Source organism: Tolypothrix sp. PCC 7601 (assembly GCF_025677855.1).
GTDB classification, from domain to species: domain Bacteria; phylum Cyanobacteriota; class Cyanobacteriia; order Cyanobacteriales; family Nostocaceae; genus Aulosira; species Aulosira diplosiphon.
In genome coordinates this window covers 5,871,749-5,895,954 of the sequence record NZ_CP064879.1, presented here as the reverse complement: position 1 = coordinate 5,895,954, position 24,206 = coordinate 5,871,749, and the positions used below count along the sequence as shown (strand labels likewise).

Annotated in this window: 18 protein-coding genes; 9 read left to right on the top strand and 9 right to left on the bottom strand. The window is 41.8% G+C overall.

Annotated elements, in window-relative coordinates; genetic code table 11:
• Nucleotides 1–121: 121 nt before the first annotated feature.
• Nucleotides 122–2,188 carry a hypothetical protein gene (locus HG267_RS24245; RefSeq protein ID WP_045868358.1) on the top strand — a complete coding sequence of 689 codons (2,067 nt, stop codon included), beginning with the start codon at nt 122–124 and terminating at the stop codon, nt 2,186–2,188.
• Between the two features lie 531 nt (nt 2,189–2,719).
• Here the strand turns inward: HG267_RS24245 and crtD are convergent.
• Nucleotides 2,720–4,231 (bottom strand): C-3',4' desaturase CrtD, encoded by a 1,512-nt coding sequence (crtD, locus tag HG267_RS24240; protein ID WP_045868357.1) that lies wholly within the window; start codon nt 4,229–4,231, stop codon nt 2,720–2,722.
• Nucleotides 4,232–4,544: 313 nt separating this feature from the next.
• On the opposite strand from crtD, the gene HG267_RS24235 reads away from it, so the two are divergent.
• The 3 genes from HG267_RS24235 (at nt 4,545) to HG267_RS24225 (ending at nt 8,411) form a co-directional block, all read left to right on the top strand.
• Nucleotides 4,545–5,018 (top strand): hypothetical protein, encoded by a 474-nt coding sequence (locus HG267_RS24235; RefSeq protein WP_045868356.1) that lies wholly within the window; start codon nt 4,545–4,547, stop codon nt 5,016–5,018.
• A gap of 111 nt (nt 5,019–5,129) precedes the next feature.
• On the top strand, nt 5,130–5,387 hold the full coding sequence (locus tag HG267_RS24230) for a hypothetical protein (protein ID WP_228045448.1): 258 nt from the start codon (nt 5,130–5,132) through the stop codon (nt 5,385–5,387).
• A 204-nt stretch (nt 5,388–5,591) separates the two neighbouring features.
• A complete protein-coding gene (locus HG267_RS24225) occupies nt 5,592–8,411 on the top strand; it encodes a pentapeptide repeat-containing protein (protein WP_045868354.1) in 2,820 nt (939 codons plus the stop codon).
• Here HG267_RS24225 and HG267_RS24220 read toward each other — a convergent pair.
• The gene (locus HG267_RS24220; RefSeq protein WP_194007799.1) at nt 8,408–8,830 is read right to left on the bottom strand and encodes a hypothetical protein; all 423 of its coding nucleotides are present in this window, start codon (nt 8,828–8,830) and stop codon (nt 8,408–8,410) included. The two genes, HG267_RS24225 and HG267_RS24220, sit on opposite strands and share 4 nt — an antisense overlap.
• Before the next feature lie 278 nt (nt 8,831–9,108).
• Here HG267_RS24220 and HG267_RS24215 point away from each other — a divergent pair, with 278 nt between their 5' ends.
• The 3 genes from HG267_RS24215 to HG267_RS24205 are packed head-to-tail and all read left to right on the top strand — an operon-like array spanning nt 9,109 to nt 11,456.
• Nucleotides 9,109–10,392, top strand: coding sequence for a M16 family metallopeptidase (locus HG267_RS24215; protein ID WP_045868353.1), 1,284 nt, complete (start codon nt 9,109–9,111; stop codon nt 10,390–10,392).
• A 10-nt stretch (nt 10,393–10,402) separates the two neighbouring features.
• Nucleotides 10,403–10,546 carry a hypothetical protein gene (locus tag HG267_RS24210; protein ID WP_168160917.1) on the top strand — a complete coding sequence of 48 codons (144 nt, stop codon included), beginning with the start codon at nt 10,403–10,405 and terminating at the stop codon, nt 10,544–10,546.
• 46 nt (nt 10,547–10,592) lie between these two features.
• Entirely contained in the window at nt 10,593–11,456 is an 864-nt protein-coding gene (locus HG267_RS24205) for a fructosamine kinase family protein (RefSeq protein ID WP_045868352.1), read from the top strand.
• 250 nt (nt 11,457–11,706) lie between these two features.
• On the opposite strand, the gene HG267_RS24200 is transcribed toward HG267_RS24205, so the two are convergent.
• Genes HG267_RS24200 through HG267_RS24185 form a run of 4 tightly spaced genes read right to left on the bottom strand, consistent with a single transcriptional unit; the run spans nt 11,707 to nt 15,334 of the window.
• On the bottom strand, nt 11,707–12,057 hold the full coding sequence (locus HG267_RS24200; RefSeq protein WP_045868351.1) for a tRNA-binding protein: 351 nt from the start codon (nt 12,055–12,057) through the stop codon (nt 11,707–11,709).
• A gap of 57 nt (nt 12,058–12,114) precedes the next feature.
• Nucleotides 12,115–12,951, bottom strand: coding sequence for a twin-arginine translocase subunit TatC (gene tatC / locus HG267_RS24195; protein WP_045868350.1), 837 nt, complete (start codon nt 12,949–12,951; stop codon nt 12,115–12,117).
• On the bottom strand, nt 12,933–13,139 hold the full coding sequence (locus HG267_RS24190) for a hypothetical protein (RefSeq protein ID WP_155538998.1): 207 nt from the start codon (nt 13,137–13,139) through the stop codon (nt 12,933–12,935). The genes tatC and HG267_RS24190 overlap by 19 nt, the downstream gene beginning before the upstream one ends.
• A complete protein-coding gene (locus HG267_RS24185) occupies nt 13,139–15,334 on the bottom strand; it encodes a transglycosylase SLT domain-containing protein (protein ID WP_045868349.1) in 2,196 nt (731 codons plus the stop codon). Before HG267_RS24185 ends, HG267_RS24190 begins: the two co-directional genes overlap by 1 nt.
• Before the next feature lie 892 nt (nt 15,335–16,226).
• On the opposite strand from HG267_RS24185, the gene HG267_RS24180 reads away from it, so the two are divergent.
• Nucleotides 16,227–16,415, top strand: a complete 189-nt coding sequence (locus HG267_RS24180; protein WP_155538996.1) for a hypothetical protein — start codon at nt 16,227–16,229, stop codon at nt 16,413–16,415.
• 33 nt (nt 16,416–16,448) lie between these two features.
• Nucleotides 16,449–20,180 (top strand): PAS domain S-box protein, encoded by a 3,732-nt coding sequence (locus HG267_RS24175; protein ID WP_052335067.1) that lies wholly within the window; start codon nt 16,449–16,451, stop codon nt 20,178–20,180.
• Nucleotides 20,181–20,291: 111 nt separating this feature from the next.
• Here HG267_RS24175 and HG267_RS24170 read toward each other — a convergent pair whose 3' ends face one another.
• The 3 genes from HG267_RS24170 to HG267_RS24160 form a co-directional block, all read right to left on the bottom strand.
• Nucleotides 20,292–21,536, bottom strand: coding sequence for an FAD-dependent hydroxylase (locus tag HG267_RS24170; RefSeq protein ID WP_045868346.1), 1,245 nt, complete (start codon nt 21,534–21,536; stop codon nt 20,292–20,294).
• A gap of 449 nt (nt 21,537–21,985) precedes the next feature.
• Nucleotides 21,986–22,195, bottom strand: a complete 210-nt coding sequence (locus tag HG267_RS24165) for a hypothetical protein (RefSeq protein ID WP_045868345.1) — start codon at nt 22,193–22,195, stop codon at nt 21,986–21,988.
• Between the two features lie 1,241 nt (nt 22,196–23,436).
• Nucleotides 23,437–24,195 (bottom strand): YebC/PmpR family DNA-binding transcriptional regulator, encoded by a 759-nt coding sequence (locus HG267_RS24160; protein WP_045868344.1) that lies wholly within the window; start codon nt 24,193–24,195, stop codon nt 23,437–23,439.
• Nucleotides 24,196–24,206 lie beyond the last annotated feature (11 nt).

Sequence of the window (24,206 nt, the reverse complement as noted above, 5' to 3'; positions counted from 1 at the left end):
GATGGTATCTGTGGCGAAAGATAATAAAAAAGGTAGCTTTTTAATTATGAGAAAGTTACTATGGCAACAATGGAATTATCGATCTACAACAGATCGCTATTCAATTATTTTGGTGTGAGAGATGACAGAGCGGGATATTACAGACAGTTGGTCCCGAGGCAGAGCCAGAGATCAGGATGAAATGGCGAGATTATCCGAAACACAACAATTCGGAGAACCTCATTTATTTAATATTCCAGCTACTGGTTCTAACTCTAAGTCAGTGAAGCGGCAAACAGATAATCATTCCGAAGAATTACCTTTTAATAATCAGTCAGAGAAAACTATTTCACCCAATTATATATTCAGTAAATTGCCCCGCTGGATGCAAAATTGGGTGGTGTGGTTAGTATTATTAACTTTGATTCCAGGGGGGATAGGATTCCTGGCAATGGCAATGCTGTTAAAATTGCCAACAGCCCCTAACTGCCCCAAAATCTTCTGGCCTTTGGCTAGTGAGTCAGTACGGTTACACTGCGCGCAATTAGCGGCTTCTAAACAAACAGTCACCGACTTACTGCAAGCGATCAACTTAGTGAAGCAATTGCCGAAAAACCACCCCTTGCGTGGAGAAGCCGATCGCTTTATTGAGAGGTGGTCTAAGGATATTTTGCAACTAGCCGATCAAAGTTTTCAAGCGGGAAAATTAGATGAAGCGATCGCCACTGCCAGAAAAATACCTAACGATTTGCCTGCTTATAGCAATGTAGAAGCACAAGTAGATAAATGGCAGTCGATTTGGTCAAAAGCAGAGGGCATTTATCAAGAAGCGGAAGGCGAACTGCGGCAAAGAAATTGGCAATCAGCTTTTATGCTGTCTGCTAAATTGTTGCGTATTGATAATAAGCACTGGGCAACTACTAAATACGACGAATTAAACCGCATTATTGCCACAGCTAGAGAAGATGGCGAAAAATTAGCAAAAGCTGATAGTTTAGCTAAAAGTGGGGTAGCCGATCAGATACTCGAAGCCATTAAGCTAGCGGAGTCAATTAGCCCCACTAGTTACATTTATCAAAAAGCGCAAGAGTTAATTCCCCAATATGGGCGCAAGATGCTGGATTTAGCTCAAGCTAAGTTAGATAAGCGAGATGCAGATGCAGCGCTAGATATCGTGCGCCAAATTCCAGAAAATACGGGATTGCAAACGGAAGTTGAAGATTTTATCAGCTTGGCTGAAGCCCAAAGAAGTGCTTGGCTAGGAACCATTGATGGTTTACAGACAGCAATTTCCCAAGCGCAACAAATCGATGCTTCTAGGGCTGTGTATGATAAAGCACAACAATTAATTGCCCGTTGGCAGTTGGAAATTGAAGATGTCGCCCGTTTAGATAAGGCGCGGACATTAGCTAGCCAAGGTACAATCAGTGATTTAAGTGCGGCGATCGCCCAAGCTCAACTCATTCCTAGCGGTAACCCCCGTGCTAGCGAAGCCAGACAAGCAGCCGGACGTTGGCAAGCTGAAGTGGAGACAATCCAAGATAGACCTTTCTTGGATCGTGCCGATCAGATTGCATTAATGGATGATATCAACTCCTTGCAAGCTGCGATCGCAGAAGCTAGCCAAATCCGTAATGGTCGGGCATTATACTCGGAAGCACGCAGAAAAATCCGTAATTGGACAGCAAAAATTCAGCGAATTGAAGACCGACCTTATTTAGATCAAGCAAAAGACTTAGCGCAACGAGGCGATTTAAATGGGGCAATTAGTGCGGCTCAATCCATAGCATCATCAGGACGGGCACTTTCTGGCGAAGCCCAAGAAGCCATAGACGATTGGCGAGTGCAAATCCGCGCCAAAGAAAACTGGCAGAAAGCGCGAGATGCTGCTTTACCTGGTACAGCAGAAGCTTTGGTAAATGCTATACAACTAGCACAACAAGTTCCCCGGCGGAGTATCTTACGCTTGGATGCTAATGTTGCCATTGACCAATGGAGTCAGCAGTTGTTAGATATCGCCCGTTCTCAAGGTCAATCTGATATGTATCAAGGCATTGAGACGGCGAAGTTAATTCCTAGAGGTACTTCTGCTTACAGTGCCGCACAAGAGCAAATCAAGACTTGGCGAAACTTTCTCAATCCTGAACCTGCGCCAGCTGTGCCGGAAATTTTGTCACCTTCGCCAACTAGTACTGGCACTCCAAACTAACAGGTGTAACTACAACTTAATTTCTAGGCAAAGGTTAATGACCTATATAGATCAATACGCTTGGGTTAAGCTCATGAGTGATTGATTTGTCACTTAATTAAAAAAGCCAGATCAATTGGGGGATTCTCCCCCAAACCCCCGATTGGGTGACGGTTGCGTCCCCCAAACCCCCTCCAAAATTATTGTTCTGTTTTTTTGTTGAGTAATTAGTTTTTTGGTTTTGTTATCAATTAATTTGCTATGTAGATAAAGGCACAGAAATGTGCCCTTTTTTATGAAAGAACTTCTGCACAAATTTGGGTAATTCACTGAGCAGCATCAAAAATCTGTTGGGCTGTTAAGTTTAATTGGGGAAAAGTAAGTGATATGAGTGCAGCATTTCCCTGAAAAGGTGAAAGGGTAAGGGTTAAAGGTTTTTTCTTGCCCCTTTTCCCCTTCTCCTTTTGCCCTTAACCAACAAGTATTGCCATAGATTTTTACTTTACAAAATCTTTGATGTTAACTGTTGACAGTTGACGGTTGACGGTTGACTCAGCTATTTAATATTTGTCGCACGACAGTTAGCGCTGAGTAACTTACTCCTGCTGTTCCTTCGCCGGGGTGAGTGGAGTCACCGACTAACCAGAGGTGGTTGATTGGTGTACGATTGGCAAAACCGAAGGGGCCGAAGTTGGGGATACGTTGACCGATACCGCCCACGATACCGCGATCGCGTGCTGTGAAATGGGCGAAGGTGCGGGGTGTGGCGGCTTCTTGGTGAATGATGGTTTCGGGTTTGAGGTAGAAGAATTTTGCTAGGCGGGCGATCGCTTCTTCTGTATACTGCTGCTTGAGTTCTTCATAATTCTCAGTTTGCCACCACCTACGTGTATCTACAAAAGATGAGGCAATAATTGTGGCTTTACCTTCCGGGGCGCGACCATCTCCGGGATGACTAACGGAGACAAATAGAGAATTATTTTCGCCAATTGGCCCATCGGGGTTGTATAAAAATTGCAGATGCGGTGGGCATTCGGGCGGAATGGCGCTAGCATCTACACCTAAATAGACGACAAACGCCCCTGATGATGGGGGTAATTTTTCGACTCGCTGTTTATAACCTGCTGGCGCTGCGTCGCCTAAAAGCTGGACGAGGTTTTGCACAGTGACATTGGTAATAATATGGTCGGCTGTTTCTGTCCAGACTTCGCCGCTTTGTTGATTGCGAATAGTGACGGCTTTGGCTTGAGCATTGTCTACAGTAATTTTTTCGACGGTGTGGCGCAGCAATAATTTACCGCCATCTCTTTCCAAAGATTCTACCAGGCGATCGCTTAGGACTTGCATACTACCCTGGAGGTGAAATAATCCTTGGGGAAGTTGGGAGACACTCAACGCTGTGGCTGCATAAAGTAAGGCTGTTTCTTCTGCATTGACTTGGGAATACAGCTTCAGTTGTAAATCTAAAAAAGTCCGTAAGCGTTGATCGTTACCTAATCCATATAGCCGTAAAGCATCGCCCACAGTAAATAAAGTGAAGGGCACAGTAATTAATGTACTGGGACGTACCGCCTGAGTTAACTGCCACAAATCCCATAAATTACGTGGTGGTAGCACCGGATCGCGTCCTTGAAACTCCCAGCTAGCTTCAAATAGAGTTGCTAACAATTGCCAGAATGGTTCGCTACCAGGAAATTGTCGTTGGCGTTCTTCTCGCCATTTTTCGCGATCGCGCCAAACGTTGATGGGTGTCGATTCCCCTGGGAGATAAACCGCACAAGCCGGATCGCAAGGTGTGGCTGCAGGTAAATCTATTCCCAATTCTGAGAAAATCCGGTGATGAATCCCCCCAGGTTCTAAACCAGCGACTTGGGTTGCGCCGACATCAAAAGTAAATCCTCGGCGTTTAAACGTAGAAGCACAACCCCCAGGTACAAGGGCTTGGTCTAAGATTAAAACGCTGTAACCTTTATGGGCTAATAATGCACCAGCAGTTAGCCCACCTATTCCTGCACCGACGACAATGACACGAGATGCTTTTTTGTCAAGCGATAGACTGGGCATTGAGACTTTAGTTTATATTTCTTAATATTATTCTTAATTTTAACAAAAGTGGTTCTTTCGCCAAGCCGTAATCCAAGCTTGTAAGTAGTTGAACAAAAATATTTACAGTCGTTGCGAGCAGAGCGAAGCAATCGCAAGGGCTAAGATTGCTTCATTCCGCTTCGCTTCATTCGCAATGACATTGTGAATTAATTCTGTCCAACTACTTATCAGCTGCAATTTGGTAAGGAACAGGTATTGTGAGCTTAAATCAGCCAATTACCTGTTTTACTTTGGGAATACTGAGAAGAGTTATCTCAGAGGAGTGACAAAAATGGCTGATAATCGTCTCAGTGCTAACTTTTCCCCTGCTGATCGGGAAGCAGTAATGCAGGCGATCGCAACAATTCGCGAAAAGTTACCGTTTTTGGTAGATTTGACAACGGAAGACCAACGCACAATTTTAAAAATGGGTGATAAAAGTCGCGCCTTTGTTAGCAAAGCGTTGGAAGTAGCGACGCAAAACCCAAACTTTTTACCCCGTTCCTTTGATGTAGAAGAAATGCGCCGGGATGTAGCGCTGTATGAGGCTTTGTATCCAGTACTTTTATCCCTGACGCAACTGCAAGAACTCGTGGATGATACCTGTATCACTGCGGGTAGTGAAGCATATACAGCAGCTTTAGCAGTTTACAATTACGCCAAAGCTAGCGGTGATGTTGCTGGTTTAGATGCAGTTATAGATGAGATGGGACGTAGGTTTACTCGCAGTTCTAAGAAGAAGAAAAGCGCAACAACTATCAACTAAAACAAGGGCGAATCGGTGTAGGGTGCGTTATGGACTTTAGTCCTAACGCACCACCAGAGATTTACGGTGCGTTACGCTAACGCGATAACACACCCTACCAAACTTGAGGCTTTGAGGCTGACAGTTGAGGTTCTGAGGGTGACGCTTGAGGTTTCGAGGGTGACGCTTGAGGTTTTGAGGGTGACGCTTGAGGTTTTGAGGCTGAGACTTGAGGTTCTGAGGCTGACAGTTGAGGTTCTGAGGCTGACAGTTGAGGTTCTGAGGCTGAACGTTGAGGCTTTGAGGCTGAAGCTTGAGGTTCTGAGGCTGACAGTTGAGGCTTTGAGGCTGACAGTTGAGGCTTTGAGGCTGAAACTTGAAGCTTATTAGTATAAATAAGAATATTTAAGAGTAAATTTGCGTACAATTACTAGCAAATATCGTCTCAATATCTCATACCGTTTCACTTTAATCATGATTCTTATATATGGGTGAGGGTTTAGCAGTGCTAAACCCCTACGAAGAATCTATATGTATCAGAATTTTGGGGAATTGGTATGAGCTAACCATATTTATCAATACAATACAACAGCTATGAGCAGCAAACCTGGAATTCTCATCAAGCAGCCTGTTTCCGTCTTCAGCAAGCGTCTTAATGTTAACTTCGGGAGTGGTTTTACAGCGCTAACCAAAGCTGTAGTGAATGGGTTGACTGGTAATGTTAGCAACGTTCCCGAAAATTTGGTAGAGATGGGTGCTGCTGTTGGCTTGGCTAAAGAACCGGGAGAAATAGCTTGGCTTTTAATTTTTCGTTCTTTAATTCAAGCAATGGCTAGTTTAGTAGATGATAATCAGGATTTACTCAAAAAAGTTGATAATGATGAGATTGAGACTATAGTTAAACACCGTTTAGAAAACTGTCTCCAAAATTTAGAAGCCACAGAATTAACAATTGACAGCAATTTTTTTGCTCATCCTGAAGAATTAGCCATTGTTCCAGCCATCAAAGAACCTTTTCGCCAGTGGTTAACAGAATTTGTCACCACACCAGCACAAGCAGAAGCAATTAGTAATCGTCTTTCTACAGAGTTTGTCTATTCACTCATTGAGGAATGGAAGAAAAATAGCGATAAATATACAGTTTTACAAACTGAACTAAATACCCCGTTTATTAAAGCAAGCGAAAGAGAACAAGCTTGGCAACGTTACTCTATATGGTTGCAAAAACAAGTTAATGAACGGATGTTTTCTGAAGCATTTAGTCTGGAACAAGTTTATGTTCCCCTCCGTGCTTACTATGAACGCAAAATAGCAGGTGAAGATGATGATGATTTTGCTAGCGGGGTAAGACAGAACTATAAACTAGATAAAAAAACTGAACGGATTATTGTTGATTTACAAGCAGAACTCCAAACTTGGTTAGACGAAGCTGATCAAAAAGATGCTATCCGGGTAATTAGTGGCGGGCCAGGAAGTGGTAAATCTTCCTTTTCTAAAATTTTTGCAGCTACACAGGCAAAGATAGGCAAAATCTCAGTTTTATTTATTCCCTTGCACCTGTTTGATCCAGAAGATGATTTAGTTAATGGTATCGGTAATTTTATTAATGACTTGCGTGATATTCCTTTACCACCTAATCCTTTAGATAAAGACAACAAGGTAGAAAAATTACTAATTATTTTTGATGGTTTAGATGAATTAGCTATGCAGGGCAAGATGGGAGAGGAAGTTGCTCAAAAGTTTTTAAGTGAAGTCCAAAGACAAGTCACTACATTTAATCATGTTCAAATTCGGTTGCAGGTTTTAATTAGTGGAAGAGAATTAGTTATCCAAAAAAATCAAAGCGATTTTCGTAAACCTAAGCAAATCCTTCATGTTCTTCCTTATTTTGTAGATGAGGAAGAAAGAAAGCAGAATAATTACATTGATGCTCAAAATTTATTAAAGCAAGACCAACGGCAAATTTGGTGGTGTAATTATGGTAAAGCTAGCGGTCGTGGATATGACAGCTTACCTGCAGAATTAGACAAGGGACATTTAAGAGAAATTACATCCCAGCCGTTATTAAATTACTTGGTTGCTTTAAGCTTAGTTCGTGGTGCAGTTAAATTTTCCGATGATAGTAACCTCAATGAAATTTATGCAGATTTACTCACAGCAGTTTATCAAAGAAGTTGGGGTCATGATAATCCAATTATTAAGGGAGTTACAGAAAAAGATTTTGTTCGGATTCTAGAAAGTATTGCTGTTGCTGCTTGGCATGGAGGCGATGTTAGGGTAACGACGGTTTCAGAAATTGATAAGTATTGTGATAGGAATATTCTGGAACGGATATTAAATATCTTTAAGCAAGATAAAAAAGCTAGCTTAACTCGTTTGTTAACTGCTTTCTATTTCCGTCAACGTGGCTTAAAAGGTCGTGAGGAGACTTTTGAATTTACTCACAAAAGCTTTGGTGAGTATTTAACTGCAAGACGTATTGTGCAGGAATTAAAACTCATTAATAATCAGCTAAAAGCTAACAAAGAAGATTCAGATTATGGATGGAATAAGCTACAAGCTTTAGAACGCTGGGCGAAGTTATGCGGTTCAACCGCTATGGATAATGATATTTTTAGATTTATTATCGATGAAATTCGATTACAGAAAGATAAATATCAGGTTGATGTTGCTGAATGGCAGCAGACAATATGTGACTTAATAGGTTATATGTTAAAAAATGGAATGCCGATGGAGAAATTGCAGTTAACCAATTTTCAGGAAGCAAATCGGCAAGCACGTAATGCAGAAGAAGTGCTGTTAGCTATTTTGAATGCTTGTGCAAGGGTGATAAAAAAGGTTTCTCAGATTATATGGCCTTATCCTGACGCTTTTGGTAATTGGATTTATCGCCTACGTGGACACAGAGTTGAGCGTTATAGTAATGATGTTTTGTCCTTAAATTGCTTAAGTTTTTTAAATTTACAAAACTGTATTTTATCCTCCCAAGATTTTAGTGGGGCAAATCTTGAAGGAGCGATTCTTAAAGGGTCAAATCTTGAACGGGCAATTCTTAAAGGGTCAAATCTTCAGCAGGTGAATCTTAAAGGGTCAAATCTTCAGCAGGTGAATCTTAATGGAGTGAATCTTGAATGGGCAAATCTGGAAGGAGCAAATCTTCAAGACGCGATTCTTCAAAATGTGAATCTTCAAGAGGTAAATCTTAATATAGTGAATCTTGAAGGTGCGATTCTTCAAAATGTGAATCTTGAAGGTGCGATTCTTGAAAGTGCCAATCTTGAAGGCGCGATTCTGCAAAATGTGAATCTTGAAGGTGCGATTCTTGAAAGTGCCAATCTTGAAGGCGCGATTCTGCAAAATGTGAATATTGAAAGTGCAAATGTTCACGGCACTATTCTGGAAGGCAAAATCTAAATCCACTCAATACCCTGTGCAGCTAAATATTTCCTCGCACCTTCCAAAGCCTCTTTCCTCAGAATAATCTTTACATCTGGCTCAGTCAGATACAAGCGAAAGCGCTGCACAAATAATTGATTAGCTGACTCAATTTTTCTAATCGCACTCCAAGGAATCAACAACGCTGGAAGCCCAAAGTTAAACAAAACAAAAATACTCAAATACAGCCCTTGGGGAGACACACCAACATTTAAACTTCCTTTGTAATACGCCATACCCACAGAACCATATTCAAAGCGTGAGAGATTTGCTGGTGCTGGTTCATTGGTGCGGTATAGTTTCGCCAGCTTATTCCAATCAAAACTGAGTAAAAAAATCAAAAATAACCAGAACAATATAGATCCAGGAATCAGTAACAGATAAAAGTCTTGTTGCATTTGTTTGTTAAGGGTGAAGGATGAAGTATAAAATTAACCCACTAATAAAAAAATTGGGTGATGAATAAGGAAAAATTTTATTTTTCGCCCATAAGAAGCTTTAGGCTAACGAGACGTATCCTTATGGGGAAGCAAGCTAGGCATTAGCGCCTTGTAAAAAAAGTTCAGTTTGTAGAGATTCTTACTTCAGACTTCATCCTTTATCCTTCTTCCTTCCTAGATAAGATAGAGAAGTAAGAAAGCTTTCTCTCTGTCCTCTTCACCACTCACTACTAGCAATGACCTCAACCCTGGTAAAATTTCCTCGTCTCAACGCTCCAACACTACACCAGCTACCCAACGGTTTAACAATAGTAGTGGAGCAAATGCCGATTGAAGCCGTTAACCTAAGTTTGTGGATTAAGGTAGGCTCGGCAGTAGAATCGGATACCATTAATGGCATGGCTCACTTTTTAGAGCACATGATTTTTAAAGGTACAGAACGCCTAGCTAGTGGCGAGTTTGAACGTCGCATTGAAGAACGGGGAGCCGTTACTAATGCGGCTACTAGCCAAGATTACACTCATTACTACATCACTACTGCTCCCAAAGATTTTGCCGAACTTGCGCCGCTACAAATTGATGTCGTATTGAATCCCAGTATTGATGATGACGCTTTTGAACGGGAACGCTTGGTAGTACTAGAAGAAATTCGGCGTTCCGAAGATAATCCCCAGCGGCGGACTTTTCGGCGGTCGATGGAATTGGCGTTTGAACGGTTACCTTATCGTCGTCCAGTGTTGGGCCCAGAATCGGTGATTTCCCAACTAAAACCCCAGCAAATGCGGAATTTCCACGGGAGTATGTATCAACCCCAGTCGATTACGGCTGTGGCTGTAGGAAATTTACCGACAGCAGAATTAATTGATATTGTTGCCCAAGGAATTGCTGAGGCTACTAGTAACAAAAATGCACCACTCCCTGCTTATCACACACCACATCTACCCGAACCTGCGTTTACAGAAATAGTCCGTCAAGAATTTGTTGATGAAAGTCTCCAGCAAGCCAGGCTAGTAATGGTATGGCGAGTTCCAGGGTTGCAATATATTGATGAAACTTACGCACTGGATGTTTTAGCGGGAGTTTTAGCCCACGGACGCACATCAAGACTGGTGCAGGATTTACGAGAAGAACGGCATTTAGTGTCTTCGATTTCTGTCAGTAATATGAGTAATCAACTGCAAGGCACGTTTTATATTTCCGCCAAGTGTGCAGTAGAAAACTTACAAGCAGTAGAAGAAGCGATCGCACAACATATCCGCATTTTACACACAGAACTAGTCAAAGAATCAGAAATTGCCCGTGTACGCCGACGTGTAGCCAACCGATTTATTTTTGGTAATGAAACACCAAGCGATCGCGCTGGCTTGTATGGTTATTATCAATCCATGCTAGGAAATCTAGAACCAGCCTTTAACTACCCCGCAAACATTCAAGCCCAAGAAGCAACCGACTTAATGCAAGCCGCCCAACAATATCTTTCTCCCGATGCTTATGGTGTAGTTGTCATCAAGCCGGCATAGGGCATTGAGCATGGGGATGAGGGAGATGAGGGAGATGAGGGAGATGAGGGAGATGAGGGAGATGAGGGAGATGAGGGAGATAAAGGGAAAAGGGGAAATAACAAACACCAATTACCCATTACCAATTACCAAACCCCAAACAACAAATGACTAATGACAAATGACAACTGACTAATGACAACTGACAAATGACAAACACAATGTGGACAGAAATTGATGCCCATATTAGCAGGGTAACTGGTGAAAAATTTCAGAGTCAGCAAAAGCGTTCCGTGAGTGGTGGGTGTATTAACCAAGGCTATGCTGTCTCTGATGATGAACGCACTTACTTTGTCAAGCTAAATCAAGCATCTCAAGTTGCCATGTTTGAGGCTGAAGCGCTGGGATTGGAGGAAATGCTGAATACAGCTAGTATTCGCGTTCCAAAACCCTTGTGCTGGGGTACGGCTGGCAATTCTGGCTACATTGTGTTGGAGTGGCTGGAAATGGGGGGAGGTAATACCAAATCTTGGCAAGAAATGGGGCTAAAGCTAGCAGCAATGCATCAAGCCACTAGCAGCCAAGGTTTTGGTTGGAAAATCAACAATACGATTGGTTCAACGCCCCAAATCAACACTTGGACAGCAGATTGGGCAGAATTTTATGGGAAACATCGCTTGGGTTATCAATTTCAGTTAGCGAGGCGACGAGGGGGGAGTTTTCCCAATCAAGAGAAGTTATTAGCCGCTATCCCCGAATTATTGGCAGATCATCAGGTAGAACCCGCCTTAGTACATGGCGATTTATGGGGAGGGAACGCTGGGTGTACAGTATCGGGTGAACCAGTGATATTTGATCCAGCAACTTATTTTGGCGATCGCGAAGTTGATATCGCCATGACAGAATTATTTGGTGGTTTCCCAGCAGCTTTTTATCAAGGTTATAACGAAGTCTTTCCTTTAGATGCAGGTTATGAGCAGAGAAAAACCCTCTATAACCTCTATCACATTATTAATCACTTCAATTTATTTGGTGGCGGTTATGCTTCTCAAGCCAATAGAATGATTGACAAAATTTTGCGTTAGAGTTGCATAATTTGTAAAAAGGTAGGGGCGTGACAGCTTATAAAACAATCAGCTTGGGTTAAGCTCATTAGTGATTGATTTGTTACTTATTAAAAAAGCCAGATCAATTGGGGGATTCTCCCCCAAACCCCCGATTGGGTGACGGTTGCGTCCCCCAAACCCCCTCCAAAATTATTGTTCTGTTTTCTTGTTGAGTAACTAGTTTTTTGGTTTTGTTATCAATTAATTTTCTTAACTGAACTGTATTTGCTTATAAAATTCTTTTACCCAAAGATACATCTCTATCTGGTTGAATTAAAACTACTTCGCCACCATCAAGAACTACGCCTAATACCAAAACTTCAGACATAAAATCTGCAATTTGGCGGGGTGGAAAGTTAGTTACAGCTAATATTAATTTGTTAATTAAATTCTCTGGTTGGTAAAGTTTAGTAATTTGGGCACTAGATTTTTTAATGCCCAAATCGCCAAAGTCTATCCAAAGTTTATAAGCAGGTTTTCGTGCTGCAGAAAAATCTGCAACTTGAATAACTTTACCAACACGAATTTCGACTTTTTCAAAGTCGTCATAGGTGATTTGTTTAGGTTTGTCATTTGTCATTTGTTATTTGTCAATTTCCAATGCCCCATGCCCTATGCCCTATGCCCTATTCCCCAATCACTTCCCTATCACCTTCACTAAGCCAATCCCACCAAAATAAAGTCCTAAAACTGCGCCAGCTAGCAAACTTTGGGTGAGGGGGTCAGTAGATGGTGTGAGGACAGCACCTAAAACTACTGCACCCATAATGACGTAACGCCAACCAGCAAACATTTGTTTAGAAGAAACAATTCCTAAAGCACCAAGTAATAGTTGAATAACAGGAATTTGAAATGCTAACCCGGTGCTAAATAGTAGCAACAAGACAAATTCAAAATACTTTTCAATTGACCAAAGTTGTTCTACTACATCTGCACCGTAGCTGATGAAAAACTTTAAAGCAGCAGGGATAAGTAGAAAATAGGCAAATACTAACCCTGCCACAAATAGCACGCTGGAACCTAAAACTACAGGCCCTAATAAGCGACGTTCGCGACGAGTTAAACCGGGCAGAACGAATTGGATAATTTGGTAAAGAATGAAGGGGGTAGAAAGTACTAAGCCGCTATAGGCTGCAACTTTCAGAGAAACAAAGAAATATTCCCCAGGCGCAAGTTGAAGAAATTTTACTCCCTGTGCGGGAACTTCTAACAGCTGAACAATCGGCCTGACGTATAAGAAACAGCCAAAAATACCTACTGCAACAGCAATTAGCGCATAGAAAATCCGCTGGCGTAACTCCTCTAAGTGGTCGAAAAAGGACATTTCGACTTCACCAGGTAAATCATCAAGCGGATCAGCCTCAGAATCGCTATCTACCTCTACGTCAATTTCGGTTGGAGTAGCAGCAGATATCTCTGGGTATTCTTCCGGTAAATCGGACTGAGTTTCTGTGTCTAAATTTTGTGGCGACATGGTTCAGCAATTAGGCAACATTTGCTAACTATTGTACTGGGGCATGGGGCATGGGGCATTGGGCATGGGGCATTGGGCATGGGGCATTGGGAATGGGTAATTGGTAATAAATATTTCTCCCCTGCTTCCTCATCCCCCTCATCCCCCTCATCCCCCTCATCGCCCAGTCCCCAGTCCCCAATCCCCATCACTTGCTAGGTAATTTCGGGTGTTCGCTGGAATATTGCGCGACTAGGGCAGAAATTTCTGGGTTGTATAGTCGTAAATAATTCCAGTAGTTGCCTAATACTTGACGGACGTAATTTCGGGTTTCGTCGAAGGGGATTTTTTCGACAAATTCATCGGGGTCTTGTGTGGGTAGGGTTTGCAGCCATTTGGCTACGTTACCGGGGCCAGCGTTGTAACTAGCGATCGCTAACAGGCTGTTGTTGCTATATTGCTGATGAGTATGATCCAAATACCAAGTCCCCAACATGATATTGTCGTTGGGATCTTCTAGCTTTAAGGTTTTGCCATCAACCTTGATTTGTGGGGCGATCCATTGGGCTGTGGAGGGTAATACCTGCATTAAGCCCATAGCGTTGGCTACGGATTTGGCGTTGGCTTCAAAGCGCGACTCTTGGCGAATCAAAGCAGTTACTAGCAAGGGATTGATTTGGCGTTCTTTTGACCACTTTTCAATCTCTTGGACATAGGGAAAGGGATAACGGGCTTGCCAGTAAGTGATCTGTTGGCTAAGAGTTTGATATTCGGCTTTTTCTTCGGGAATTTCTCGGTCTTCTAATTTAGAAATTGTGTCGATTCCTAATTTATTTTCGCCTCTGGCTAGTTGCATTAAGCCTTCGGTGAATTGTTCGGCTACTGTGGGTTGGTCTTTATTGACAAATTCGGTTTCCCATTGCAACCAAGCATCTCTATCTTGTCCTAACAAATACAATTCTTTGAAGGTTTCAGAACCGGCTGGGGGGACGGGACGCTGGGGTGGGACAACTTCGGGCTGCATTTGCCGCAGGTTATTAAAGTTACCGACATTTAGCCCTAAGACTGCTGCCGATCGCCAAGCATAATAAGAGTAAGGAAACTGGCTAATGACGTATTCATAAGCGGTTTTCGCTTCTTGCTGTTTCCCTAACTGAGTTGCCCATTTACCAACCCAAAAACCTGCTCTAGGAGCCAAAATACTGGTAGGGTTGTTGGTGGGAATTGGTTCTGCCCATTGCCATGCACCGATATAATCTTTAGCGTTGGCTTTTTCTTGGGCGATTTTCCAGCGATATTCGGCGGCTTCATCGGAATTTGCGTATTTGCCAATCAGTAATTGCCAGGCTTGGGCAGCTGATTTATTATCTTTGAGGGTTTGGTAGATTTTGGCTTTTTCTACTACTGCTTGACTGGCGACATTAGGAAATTTTGCGATCGCTTGGTCAAGATAAGGTAAGGCATCTTTACGAGTTTTCGCCATTTCTGCTAACCGCAGTAAGGCTGTGCCGCTTTCTGGGGCTTCGGGGAATTGTTGTACTAATTGTTTATAAGTTGCAATCGCTTTATCTCTTTCTTTACCTGCTACTTGCAAACCACGTCCAGCACGGTAAAGGCTGCGGGGTGTCTTGGGTGCTTTGGCGTAAGCTTTTGCGGCTTTCTCAAATTGATTGTTTGCCCAGTAGGCTGTACCAATAATTTCCCAATCTTCAGGTTTAAGAGTTGACTCCTTAGCTAAATCATCCAATACTCCCACGGTTCCAGGTTGGTCAGCTGCATATTGGGCTAACTTTAACTGCAATTGTGGCTGTTGGGGATTTTCGTCTAAGCGTTTGCGAATAATTTCCCAGGTTAAGGGATGAGTGGGAAATTGTGCGATCGCAATATCTTGTTGTTTTGGTTGGGCGATTAAATAGATGGCTTTGACTGTGGCTGCTGTTTTGGGATACTGTTTCAGCACTTTCTGCCGCAAGTCTGAGGCTTTGCCATCTTCACCCAGCAAATCTTGAGCTTGTGCCTGTTTCAGTAATATATAAGGGGCGAGAATAGGATATTCTTTTTCTAACCCTTGGAGTAAAACTAGGGCTTTTTTCCCTTGAGTTCTTTCAACATAGTCACTCGCCAATAAATAACGTGCCCGTTCTCGGTCTGGAGAACGCGAATTTTCGGCGATTTCTGCTAATTTTGCCGCCCGTTCTGGTAGAGATTTGGATACCAGGGGATAAACGGCTGATTTCGCTTTGCTAGCCTCTGATATTTGCTCAGTTTTCTCGTTGCCGTACTTTAGCCATTGCCCTACAGATTTTCCAAGCTGAGGTGCTGAAACCATTGCCCCGGCTAAGAAAGCGCAGAGTCCAGCACCGGCAATTACAGGAATTGGATTTTTTTTAAGCTGCTTCAGCATGAATACCCGCTGAAATTTTCAGATGAAGTCTTTGAAACTTTAACATTAGTAGCGGTCAGTGTTGCCACTTTTCCATTTTTGCTTTTTAATCTGATGCACAAAGCTGTAAAGCCTGTTAATGATAGGTTGATCCCGGATTGTCATGAGTTTTATCTCATCAGCGATCCCATCAAATCTATCTTTCAGTATAGGATAGGCTATTCTAATCGAAAATTTCGCAATTAAATACACTTAATAAAAGTTAAGTTTTATTCTTTGTTCACTCTCAATTTGCTGGTAGTGGGCGATTCTTTTTGCCTGGAGCCTATTTGATAAATTAAATCTCCAACTTTTGATTAATGTTGTATTCACCATAGAGTAGGCAAAGCAGACGCAATCATAAATCTCAGCCAATTTAATAGATAATAGCTATTGACCATATTTTGATTGAGAAAAATTCTCCTGGCTGGTGAGTAATTCTTGAGTAAAATTGCTATCTTAATATGTAGAAATAAATTGTTATTATTTTTAATAAAAATAGCTTCAGCTTTTGGTAAATTATTTGTTTTGAAAATTTTGATAGTCATCAATTAATGCAAATTAAATCAAAATTATCTCAGTAATTTTAGGAATAATTATCTATGAAATGCTGGTAAGTTTATAGATATACAATCTTTATTAAAATATTAAATAATGGTTAAGATTAGAGCTAGAACTAATCTTAATAATTATCAAAACAATCTCTCAAAATACTCATGGCTTTTACTCAGCGATAAGCCTATGGTCTCTTCTGTCATCGGGAATATACATAATTAAGAATGATATTAATCATTAAAATATTTCTTAGGTAAGAGACCAAGAACACGAGATTTGTTTTAATCTTCAATCTATATATAAACATAAAAAACATAAGATGCCTGTAATAAAATATCTGAATTTTTCAGATTTAGGTTGTGTTCTGCGGCAGAAAATTTATCTGTCCACAGAACAGTTAACTACCCAATTAAGAGGTGCTCTCGAAACAGGAAACTGTCGGCAGAAGAGATGGAAACAACCATTACAGTTGCCTTTGAAGCAGATTGAGGAGTTACTGCACTCCTAGTCCAGGTACTTTTAATAATTAGGAGCTGAGACTGTGACTTGGGAAGCAAAGGTAAATACCCCTGCCGCCAAAATTTTCTTGGCTGACAACGGTACAGAAATGCGCCGCTTGCAGCAGCTGTTAAGCCAACGGTATGAGGTGCAGGTAGGAGAGGGACTAGATACCTTAAGTACAATCCAACAACAGCCGCTTCCTGACTTAGTCATCGCGGATGTGATGCTAGCAGGAAGCAATGAATGGGAGTGGATGCGATCGCTGCGTTCCCATCCCCAAACGCAAGATTTAACTGTCTTTTTGTTATCAGCAAAGGCTGAGGAAGAGATTTGTACAGCAGCATTAGCGGCTGGTGCTGATGATTATCTCAGCCAGCCATTTTCTGATTCTCAATTATTGGCAAGGATTGAAGTCAATTTGAAGATGCGTCAAGTGCGCCAGGCTACTTTACTGCACCAACAAGAATTAATAGATGAGCTAGCAGCCACCAAACAGCAAGTTACCAACATTTTAGAAAGCATGACCGATGCTTTCTATGCCTTAGATTGTAATTGGTGTATTACCTACATTAACCGAGGCGGAGAGTCTGTCATAGGTAAGCCTCGCCATGAATTATTGGGTAAAAATCTCTGGGAGTTGTGCCCAGTATTAGTTAATACAGAAGTTTACCAGCAATATCATAGATGTCTCGCCGCCAGAGAGGCGATTCACTTTGAATTTTATTATCAACCTTGTGACTGCTGGTACGATATCCATGTTTATCCCTCTGAGCAGGGAATAACGTCATATTTTCACAATATTAGCGACAAGCAAGTAGCGCTACGCGATCGCCAGCAAGCCGAAGCTGCGCTCAAAATCCAAGAACGGAAATACCGTTACATTTTTGAAGCCGCAGGTGTAGCAATTTTTGAAGAAGATTTTTCCCTCGTCAAAACAGCATTAGATACTTTAAAAGCCCAAGGTATTGAAGATTTTGCCACCTTCTTTGCGGAAAATCCTGATGTTGTGCAACAGTTAATTGGCACAGTGAGAATTGTGAATGCCAATAACGCCGCCGTCAAAATGTTTGGCGCTGAAGGCAAAAATCAACTGTTGGGTTCCCTGCACCGAATATTTGTCCCAGAAACAGTAGAAATATTTGTTCAAGAACTTTTGGTATTAGTTGCTGGGCAAAACTATTTGGAATCAGAAACAATTCTCCAAACCCTGCAAGGAAAGCAACTCAATATCTTATTTACAATTACCTTTCCGCCACCAACTGCTGAATTTGACAGTGTGTTAGTGACGATGATGGATATCACCGCACACAGACAAGCAGAAGCAGCAGTACGCGCTAGCGAAGAACGGCTGCGGAGTTTTTTTGAAGCGAATTTAGTGGGAATTATTTTTGGCGATGAAAACGGTAGTATCCGAGAAGCCAATGATGAGTTTTTAAGAATTATTGGTTATAGTCGCACCGATTTGCAAACTGGACAACTGCGGTGGGTTGATATTACACCACCAGAATACTTTGATTGTGATGAATTAGGAATTGCCGAAGCTCATGTTAAGGGAGCCTGTACTCCCTATGAAAAAGAATTTATTCGTAAAGATGGTTCCCGAGTGCCTGTGGTTGTAGGGTATTCCTTACTACGGGAATCACGTCAGCAGTCAGTGGCGTTTATTTTGGATATTAGTAGCCGTAAACAAACGGAAAGAGCTCTACACCAAAGCGAAGCGAGATTTCAGGCGTTTATGGATAACAGCCCAGCTGCCGCTTGGATTACTGATAGTAAAGGCAGGATAGTTTACCTAAGCCCTACTTACAGTAGCACATTCAAATTATTAACCAACGATGCGATCGGTAGAAGTATTTTCGACCTCTACCCGGTAGAAATTGCAGAAAAATTTCTGAAAAACATTCAAAAGGTAGCCCAGACAAATGAAGTAGTAGAAGCAATTGAGCTAGCCCCCTTGCCAGATGGCTCAACTGGCGACTTTTTAGTATATAAATTTCCCATTGCCGATCCCTCTGGGCAACGTTTAGTGGGAGGAGTCGCAGTTGATATTACTGAACGCGAACGGGCACTACGAGAACGCCAAAAAGCAGAACAAGCACTACAAAAGCATAGCGATCGCCTAAAACTACTCTCAGAAACAGCCAGCGATTTGCTCTCTACTGAGCATCCTCTAGAGTTGATGAGCGATTTATTCGCCAAACTCTCAGCGCAGATGGAATTACAGTTTTACTTCAACTATTTAATTGATACCCAAGAAAATCGGCAAAAACTGCGGTTGAAGTCGTGGAGTGGGATTGATGAGGAAATATTGCCATTGATTGAATCGCTAGAATTTGGGGAAGCAGTTTGTGGATTAGCAGCCCAAACGCGCCGACAAATTATTGTTAACAATGTGCAGCATTCTACCCATCCCAATACTCAAATACTCTGCACATTGAAAATTACAGCTTATGCAGCCCAACCGTTAATTGCGCGCGGTAAGTTACTCGGTGTACTGTCTTTTGGCAGTAGCACTCGCACTCAGTTTACCCCAGAAGAGATAGCGCTGTTGCAAGCCACTTCCGACCAGATTGCGATCGCGCTAGAACGTGCTGAACTGATGGCTTCATTACAGCAGCAAACAGAGCAATTAATTCAAGCTAACCGCGTCAAGGATGAATTTTTAGCAGTTCTCTCCCACGAACTACGTACACCACTCAACCCTATCTTGGGGTGGTCGCAATTACTGCGAACTCAAAAGTATGATGAAGCCACTACAGCCCGGGCTTTAGAAACTATTGAACGTAATGCCAAGCTGCAAACTGAACTGATAGAAGATTTACTAGATGTTTCTCGCATTCTCCAAGGCAAGCTGAGTCTAAATATTACTCAAGTTGATTTAGCAGCAACCATCAACGCTGCGATTGAAACTGTGCGACTAGCAGCAGAAGCCAAATGCATTCAGCTACAGGTTTCAGTGCAACCAAATATGGCTCCTGTGGTTGGTGATTCGGCGCGCTTACAACAAGTCGTCTGGAATTTAGTATCTAACGCCGTTAAGTTCACCCCCAAACATGGACAGATAGAAATTGCTGTAGAATACCAAGCTTCTCAAGTGCAGTTGCAGGTGCGGGATACAGGTAAAGGCATTAGCCCAGAATTTTTACCTTATGTGTTTGACTACTTCCGCCAAGCCGATGGCACCAGTACCCGGAAATTTGGCGGCTTAGGATTGGGGTTAGCTATTGTCCGTCACTTAGTAGAGTTACATGGAGGCACAGTCAAAGCCGAAAGTGCCGGAGAAGGGCAAGGGGCAACCTTTACCGTCACCCTGCCAATCATCCAGCTAAATTTAGCCAGCAATTGCAGCGATCCAGCAATCAACTTCTCGCCAGACTTGCAGGGTGTAAAAGTTCTCGTAGTTGATGATGAAGTTGATACCCGAGAATTAATTAGCTTCATTTTGGAAGAATCGGGAGCAGAAGTCATGCAAGCGCGATCGGCTTTGGAAGCGTTACAGGCTTTAACCCACTTTCAGCCCCATGTGTTATTAAGCGACATTGGAATGCCAGATATGGATGGTTATATGCTGATTCGGCAACTCAGATCCATGCCATCAGAAATAGGCAGACAAATTCCTGCGATCGCCCTGACAGCCTATGCCGGAGAAATCAACCAACAACAAGCCCTTTCCGCCGGTTTTCAAACCCACATTACCAAGCCCATCAACCCATCAGACTTAGCAGCCACAATTGCTCAAGCTGTAGGGCGGAATCAGTGGCGGAGTTGTTGAGGGGTTGGGGATTGGGGACTGGGGAAAGGTAAAGGGGGAAAGGGAAAAGGAGATAAATACCATTACCATGCCCAATGCCCAATGCCCCATGCCCCATGCCCCATAAAAATTTCACCTTTTCGCCAATTCTGGAGTTCTTCCTTTTAACCCAATCATCAATTTGAGAACGTTGATTTTGAGGATTGGGACTCGGCGCATAATCCATAAGCCTAGGCGACGCACTAACAACACGGGGAGGAAGTTATTAGAAAACATCCGATCTAATAAATCGGTGAAACCTAAAATTGTCAGGTTTTCTCGTTGTCGCCAGCGTTCGTAGCGTTTGAGTACCTGAATTTTGCCAATATCTTCGCCAGAGGCGTTGGCTTTCTGGATGACTTGGGCTAAGGCGGCGACATCACGAACCCCGAGATTTAAACCTTGTCCGCCTACAGGATGGCAATTGTGGGCTGCATCACCAACTAAAGCCAATCGGGGTAAGACATAGCGATCGCTTTGCATGAGTTGCACTTGAAAAATAAAGCGATCGCCTAATAGTTTCAATTTACCCATGTGATTGCCAAAGCGACGGCTAAGTTCTGCTAAAAATTGCTCGTCATCTAATTCACATAAGGCTTTAGCTTCGGCGTGGGGGGCTGTCCACACAATGCGGCAACGGTTCCCCGGTAAAGGTAAAATCGCGAATGGCCCGCTAGTCCAGAATTTCTCGTAAGCAGTATTATTGTGGGGTTTTTCTGGTTGAACAAAGGCGACGATACAAGATTGCCAATATTTCCAGCCGTGAGTTTTAATTTGCGCGGCTTGGCGAATTGGCGATCGCGATCCATCTGCGGCTACCACTAATTTACTGCGAACTGTGCGGATTTCTTCGGCTACCTTAATCTCTATAGCTACTATGTCCTTTTGGTACTCTGTTCTTAGTACCTCTGCCGGACATATATAAGTTACATTCGCACAATCTCGCACAAATTCTTGCAACGGCTGTAACAGCGCTTGGTGTTCTGCTACATAACCTAACTCTGGTGTACCTAAATCTGCTGTTTCAAATTCCACTACTTCTGAAAAATCAGCATCAGATAGGCGTACACGCTGATATTTAGCGATTTGAGGCAACATCTTGTCCCAAATCCCAATTCCCTGGTAAATCAGCGCCGAAAGCATGTGAATTGCGTAGGCTTGACCTTTAGCAACTGCGGCTGACGCTACTTTCGCTTCCACCAGCAGTATACTCAAGCCAGAATCTTTTAAAGCAGAGGCTAGGGTTAATCCAATAATCCCGCCGCCTACAATTACCAAATCATAGTCGTATCCCCGTTTGTCTGTGGATATTTGGGGAGGGGTGAGAGTTTGCGGCATTGTTAAGACAAGTTACAGCATCTTAACTATTATTCTTACGCGATCGCGTGGTCTAGAGCAAGTTATACCATTTTAGATTTTAGATTAATTAGATGTTCCACATTTAACTTGCATATATTGGGCGGGCAAGATGCCTACCCCACAAGAAATATATAATTTCAGATTATGCAAACTAGATGTGGTTTAGCTTACCAATGCTCTAAATCAGAGCTACAGATAATTCTCCCCCTGCTCCCTGCCCCTTTAACCCTTCCCCTCTTTCCCCTTCCCCTTCTTCATGCATCTGTTTAAACAAGAAAAAACCTCGCTAATGACTAACGCGGTAGCGAGGTTTAATATTCTGAATTTTGAGCGAAGATAAATAAAGAAAAAATTGGACACAAAGCAACTATAAATATTGGGTAATTGTTCCAATATTTCTGAAATCAACTCTTTAAAAAAGTAATAATTTACTTTTTGTTAATTTTTGTGCTTGTATGTTTCTTTAGATGGTGGTTGAGATGTTTATGCTTCAAAGATTTACCACTTTTAGTTTTAGAACTTACCAGATGATGAGTGGTATTTTGAGTGGCAGCTTCAGCTTGAAAACTTGGCGCAGCAATAGCTACAGGGGTAGCAATTACTAAAGCAAACAATACACCTTTAACGAATTTATTCATGGTAGCTGGAGATTTCCTTGATTCAAATCTGAACAATTTAACTATCCCAAAGGTATATGACTTTGTCTTGTTATTCCTATGAATTTTTGATGTAATTTGTTTGATAAAAAAAACTTATTTACATTATGGATTTACTAGTTTCTCACAATTTGCTTATGGCATAATTTCATATATTGTGTTGGCTTTTACCTAGACATAAAAAAATCTCATTAATTACGATGGATTCTGGAAATAGAAAACTCAGTAAAATTTATCTTCATGTTTAATAACAATGCACCAAAATTTAGCAACATGAGAATTGTCCTCTGATTGAGACTTCTGTAAATCTATCTGTCGCAATCATTTTTTTAATTGGTATCAAAAAGTTGCGATCTGCTGTAATTACTCAATCCAGAACACAAAAAAACCCGCTGCCAGAGGCACCAGGTCTAAATGGTATAGTGTGTAGTTACGGGAAAATCAAAAATTAATATATATCTGCTATCAAACTTCAAGATTAGCTTTAACAGTTTCTTGCTAAAGTCTGCTGCGTAGGAGCCTCAAATGACTTGGTCTTAAACAAGCTTGTGAGTAGCAGCTAAGGCTGAAGCGAGAAATTAAGTTCAAGCTAACGCCTCTCTCTGAGATGTTAATCTCATTCAATAACAGACAATATTAGTATGACAAAATACTGTGCCAATATCTTGTAATTTATATGAATTTTATATGTAGATTTTTATATTATTCTCTGAAGAAATTGTTTTTGCCGATAGCTATGTGACTACGTTTCCCGCAAATGCTATGTCTGGCTATGATTTTATTTATAGAAAAATTTTATACAATTATACCTTCCTTTTTGCTCGACAATAAAAATTACAGCATTTTTAACTTTGAATTCGATTTGAGGAAAAGCTTGCAGGGTAAGGGTTAAATGTTTTTTCTGGGATTTCTCCTTTTTTCCTTATCTTGGCATCAAGCATTGTGTGTTCTCTGTTCTCTTAGAGGTTGTTCATTACTCTGGTGACACTGTTTTAATAGCCATAGCAAATTTTATCTACTAGGTAATACTCTGAGCAAAAAAATCTTGACTAGGGCTGGAAGTGCGAAAACGGCTACAGGATTAGACAAATTTGGTGATGATTCATATATATATGAACAATCAAAGCATCCCATAGCCTTATGTCAAAAGTTTGCAATTTCTATGAAATTTGTATGTCTATTTTTAGCAATGTGATTTAGACAACAAATTAATAAATATTTAACTAAACCATACTCAAAGCCATCAGGTTTTCTGCCATTTCAAAATTAGATGTGACATTTTGTACATCATCCAAACCTTCTAAAGTATCAATTAATTTCAGAAGCGATCGCGCTTGATCGGAATCTGTCACTTCTACAGAATTACTAGGAATCCAGCGCAATTCCGCATCAGTTACTTTAAAGCCTTGATCTTTGAGGGTTTTGTTAAGAGTCTCTAAATTTTCTACTGCACTAAAAACTTCCGCCATTTCGTCCTCAGCCATTTCGTAAGACTCAGCCCCACCTTCTAAGGATGCTTCTAAAAGCTGTTCCTCATCAACTATGCCTTGGACTATACAAACGCCTTTTTGGTCAAACATCCAGCTAACACAACCAGTTTCACCAAGATTGCCACCATTTTTACTAAAAGCCACACGTAAATCCGCAGCAGTACGATTACGATTATCTGTGAGGGCTTCAATTAAAATTGCTACACCACCGGGGCCGTAACCTTCATAGCGAATCGCCTCAAAACTAGAGTTATCACCGCCAAATGTCCCCGCACCCTTAGCGATCGCCCGTTCAATATTATCATTAGGAATACCAGCCGCCTTGGCCTTATCAATCGCAGTCCGCAGTTGAAAATTCCCTGCTGGATCTGGAATACCGCTTCTAACCGCCACAATAATCGCCCGTGAAAGCTGAGTGAAGGTTTTACCCTTTTTGGCATCCACAACCGCCTTCTGACGCTTAATATTTGCCCATTTACTATGTCCCGCCATAACCTAAATTT

Bases quoted from the DNA above. Each gene is read 5' to 3' on its own strand.
- HG267_RS24245 (WP_045868358.1), top strand. From the start codon at position 122: ATGACAGAGCGGGATATTACAGACAGTTGGTCCCGAGGCAGAGCCAGA.
- crtD (WP_045868357.1), bottom strand. From the start codon at position 4,231: ATGCCCAGTCTATCGCTTGACAAAAAAGCATCTCGTGTCATTGTCGTC.
- HG267_RS24235 (WP_045868356.1), top strand. From the start codon at position 4,545: ATGGCTGATAATCGTCTCAGTGCTAACTTTTCCCCTGCTGATCGGGAA.
- HG267_RS24225 (WP_045868354.1), top strand. From the start codon at position 5,592: ATGAGCAGCAAACCTGGAATTCTCATCAAGCAGCCTGTTTCCGTCTTC.
- HG267_RS24220 (WP_194007799.1), bottom strand. From the start codon at position 8,830: ATGCAACAAGACTTTTATCTGTTACTGATTCCTGGATCTATATTGTTC.
- HG267_RS24215 (WP_045868353.1), top strand. From the start codon at position 9,109: ATGACCTCAACCCTGGTAAAATTTCCTCGTCTCAACGCTCCAACACTA.
- HG267_RS24210 (WP_168160917.1), top strand. From the start codon at position 10,403: ATGGGGATGAGGGAGATGAGGGAGATGAGGGAGATGAGGGAGATGAGG.
- HG267_RS24205 (WP_045868352.1), top strand. From the start codon at position 10,593: ATGTGGACAGAAATTGATGCCCATATTAGCAGGGTAACTGGTGAAAAA.
- HG267_RS24200 (WP_045868351.1), bottom strand. From the start codon at position 12,057: ATGACAAATGACAAACCTAAACAAATCACCTATGACGACTTTGAAAAA.
- tatC (WP_045868350.1), bottom strand. From the start codon at position 12,951: ATGTCGCCACAAAATTTAGACACAGAAACTCAGTCCGATTTACCGGAA.
- HG267_RS24190 (WP_155538998.1), bottom strand. From the start codon at position 13,139: ATGGGGATTGGGGACTGGGGACTGGGCGATGAGGGGGATGAGGGGGAT.
- HG267_RS24185 (WP_045868349.1), bottom strand. From the start codon at position 15,334: ATGCTGAAGCAGCTTAAAAAAAATCCAATTCCTGTAATTGCCGGTGCT.
- HG267_RS24180 (WP_155538996.1), top strand. From the start codon at position 16,227: ATGCCTGTAATAAAATATCTGAATTTTTCAGATTTAGGTTGTGTTCTG.
- HG267_RS24170 (WP_045868346.1), bottom strand. From the start codon at position 21,536: ATGCCGCAAACTCTCACCCCTCCCCAAATATCCACAGACAAACGGGGA.
- HG267_RS24165 (WP_045868345.1), bottom strand. From the start codon at position 22,195: ATGAATAAATTCGTTAAAGGTGTATTGTTTGCTTTAGTAATTGCTACC.
- HG267_RS24160 (WP_045868344.1), bottom strand. From the start codon at position 24,195: ATGGCGGGACATAGTAAATGGGCAAATATTAAGCGTCAGAAGGCGGTT.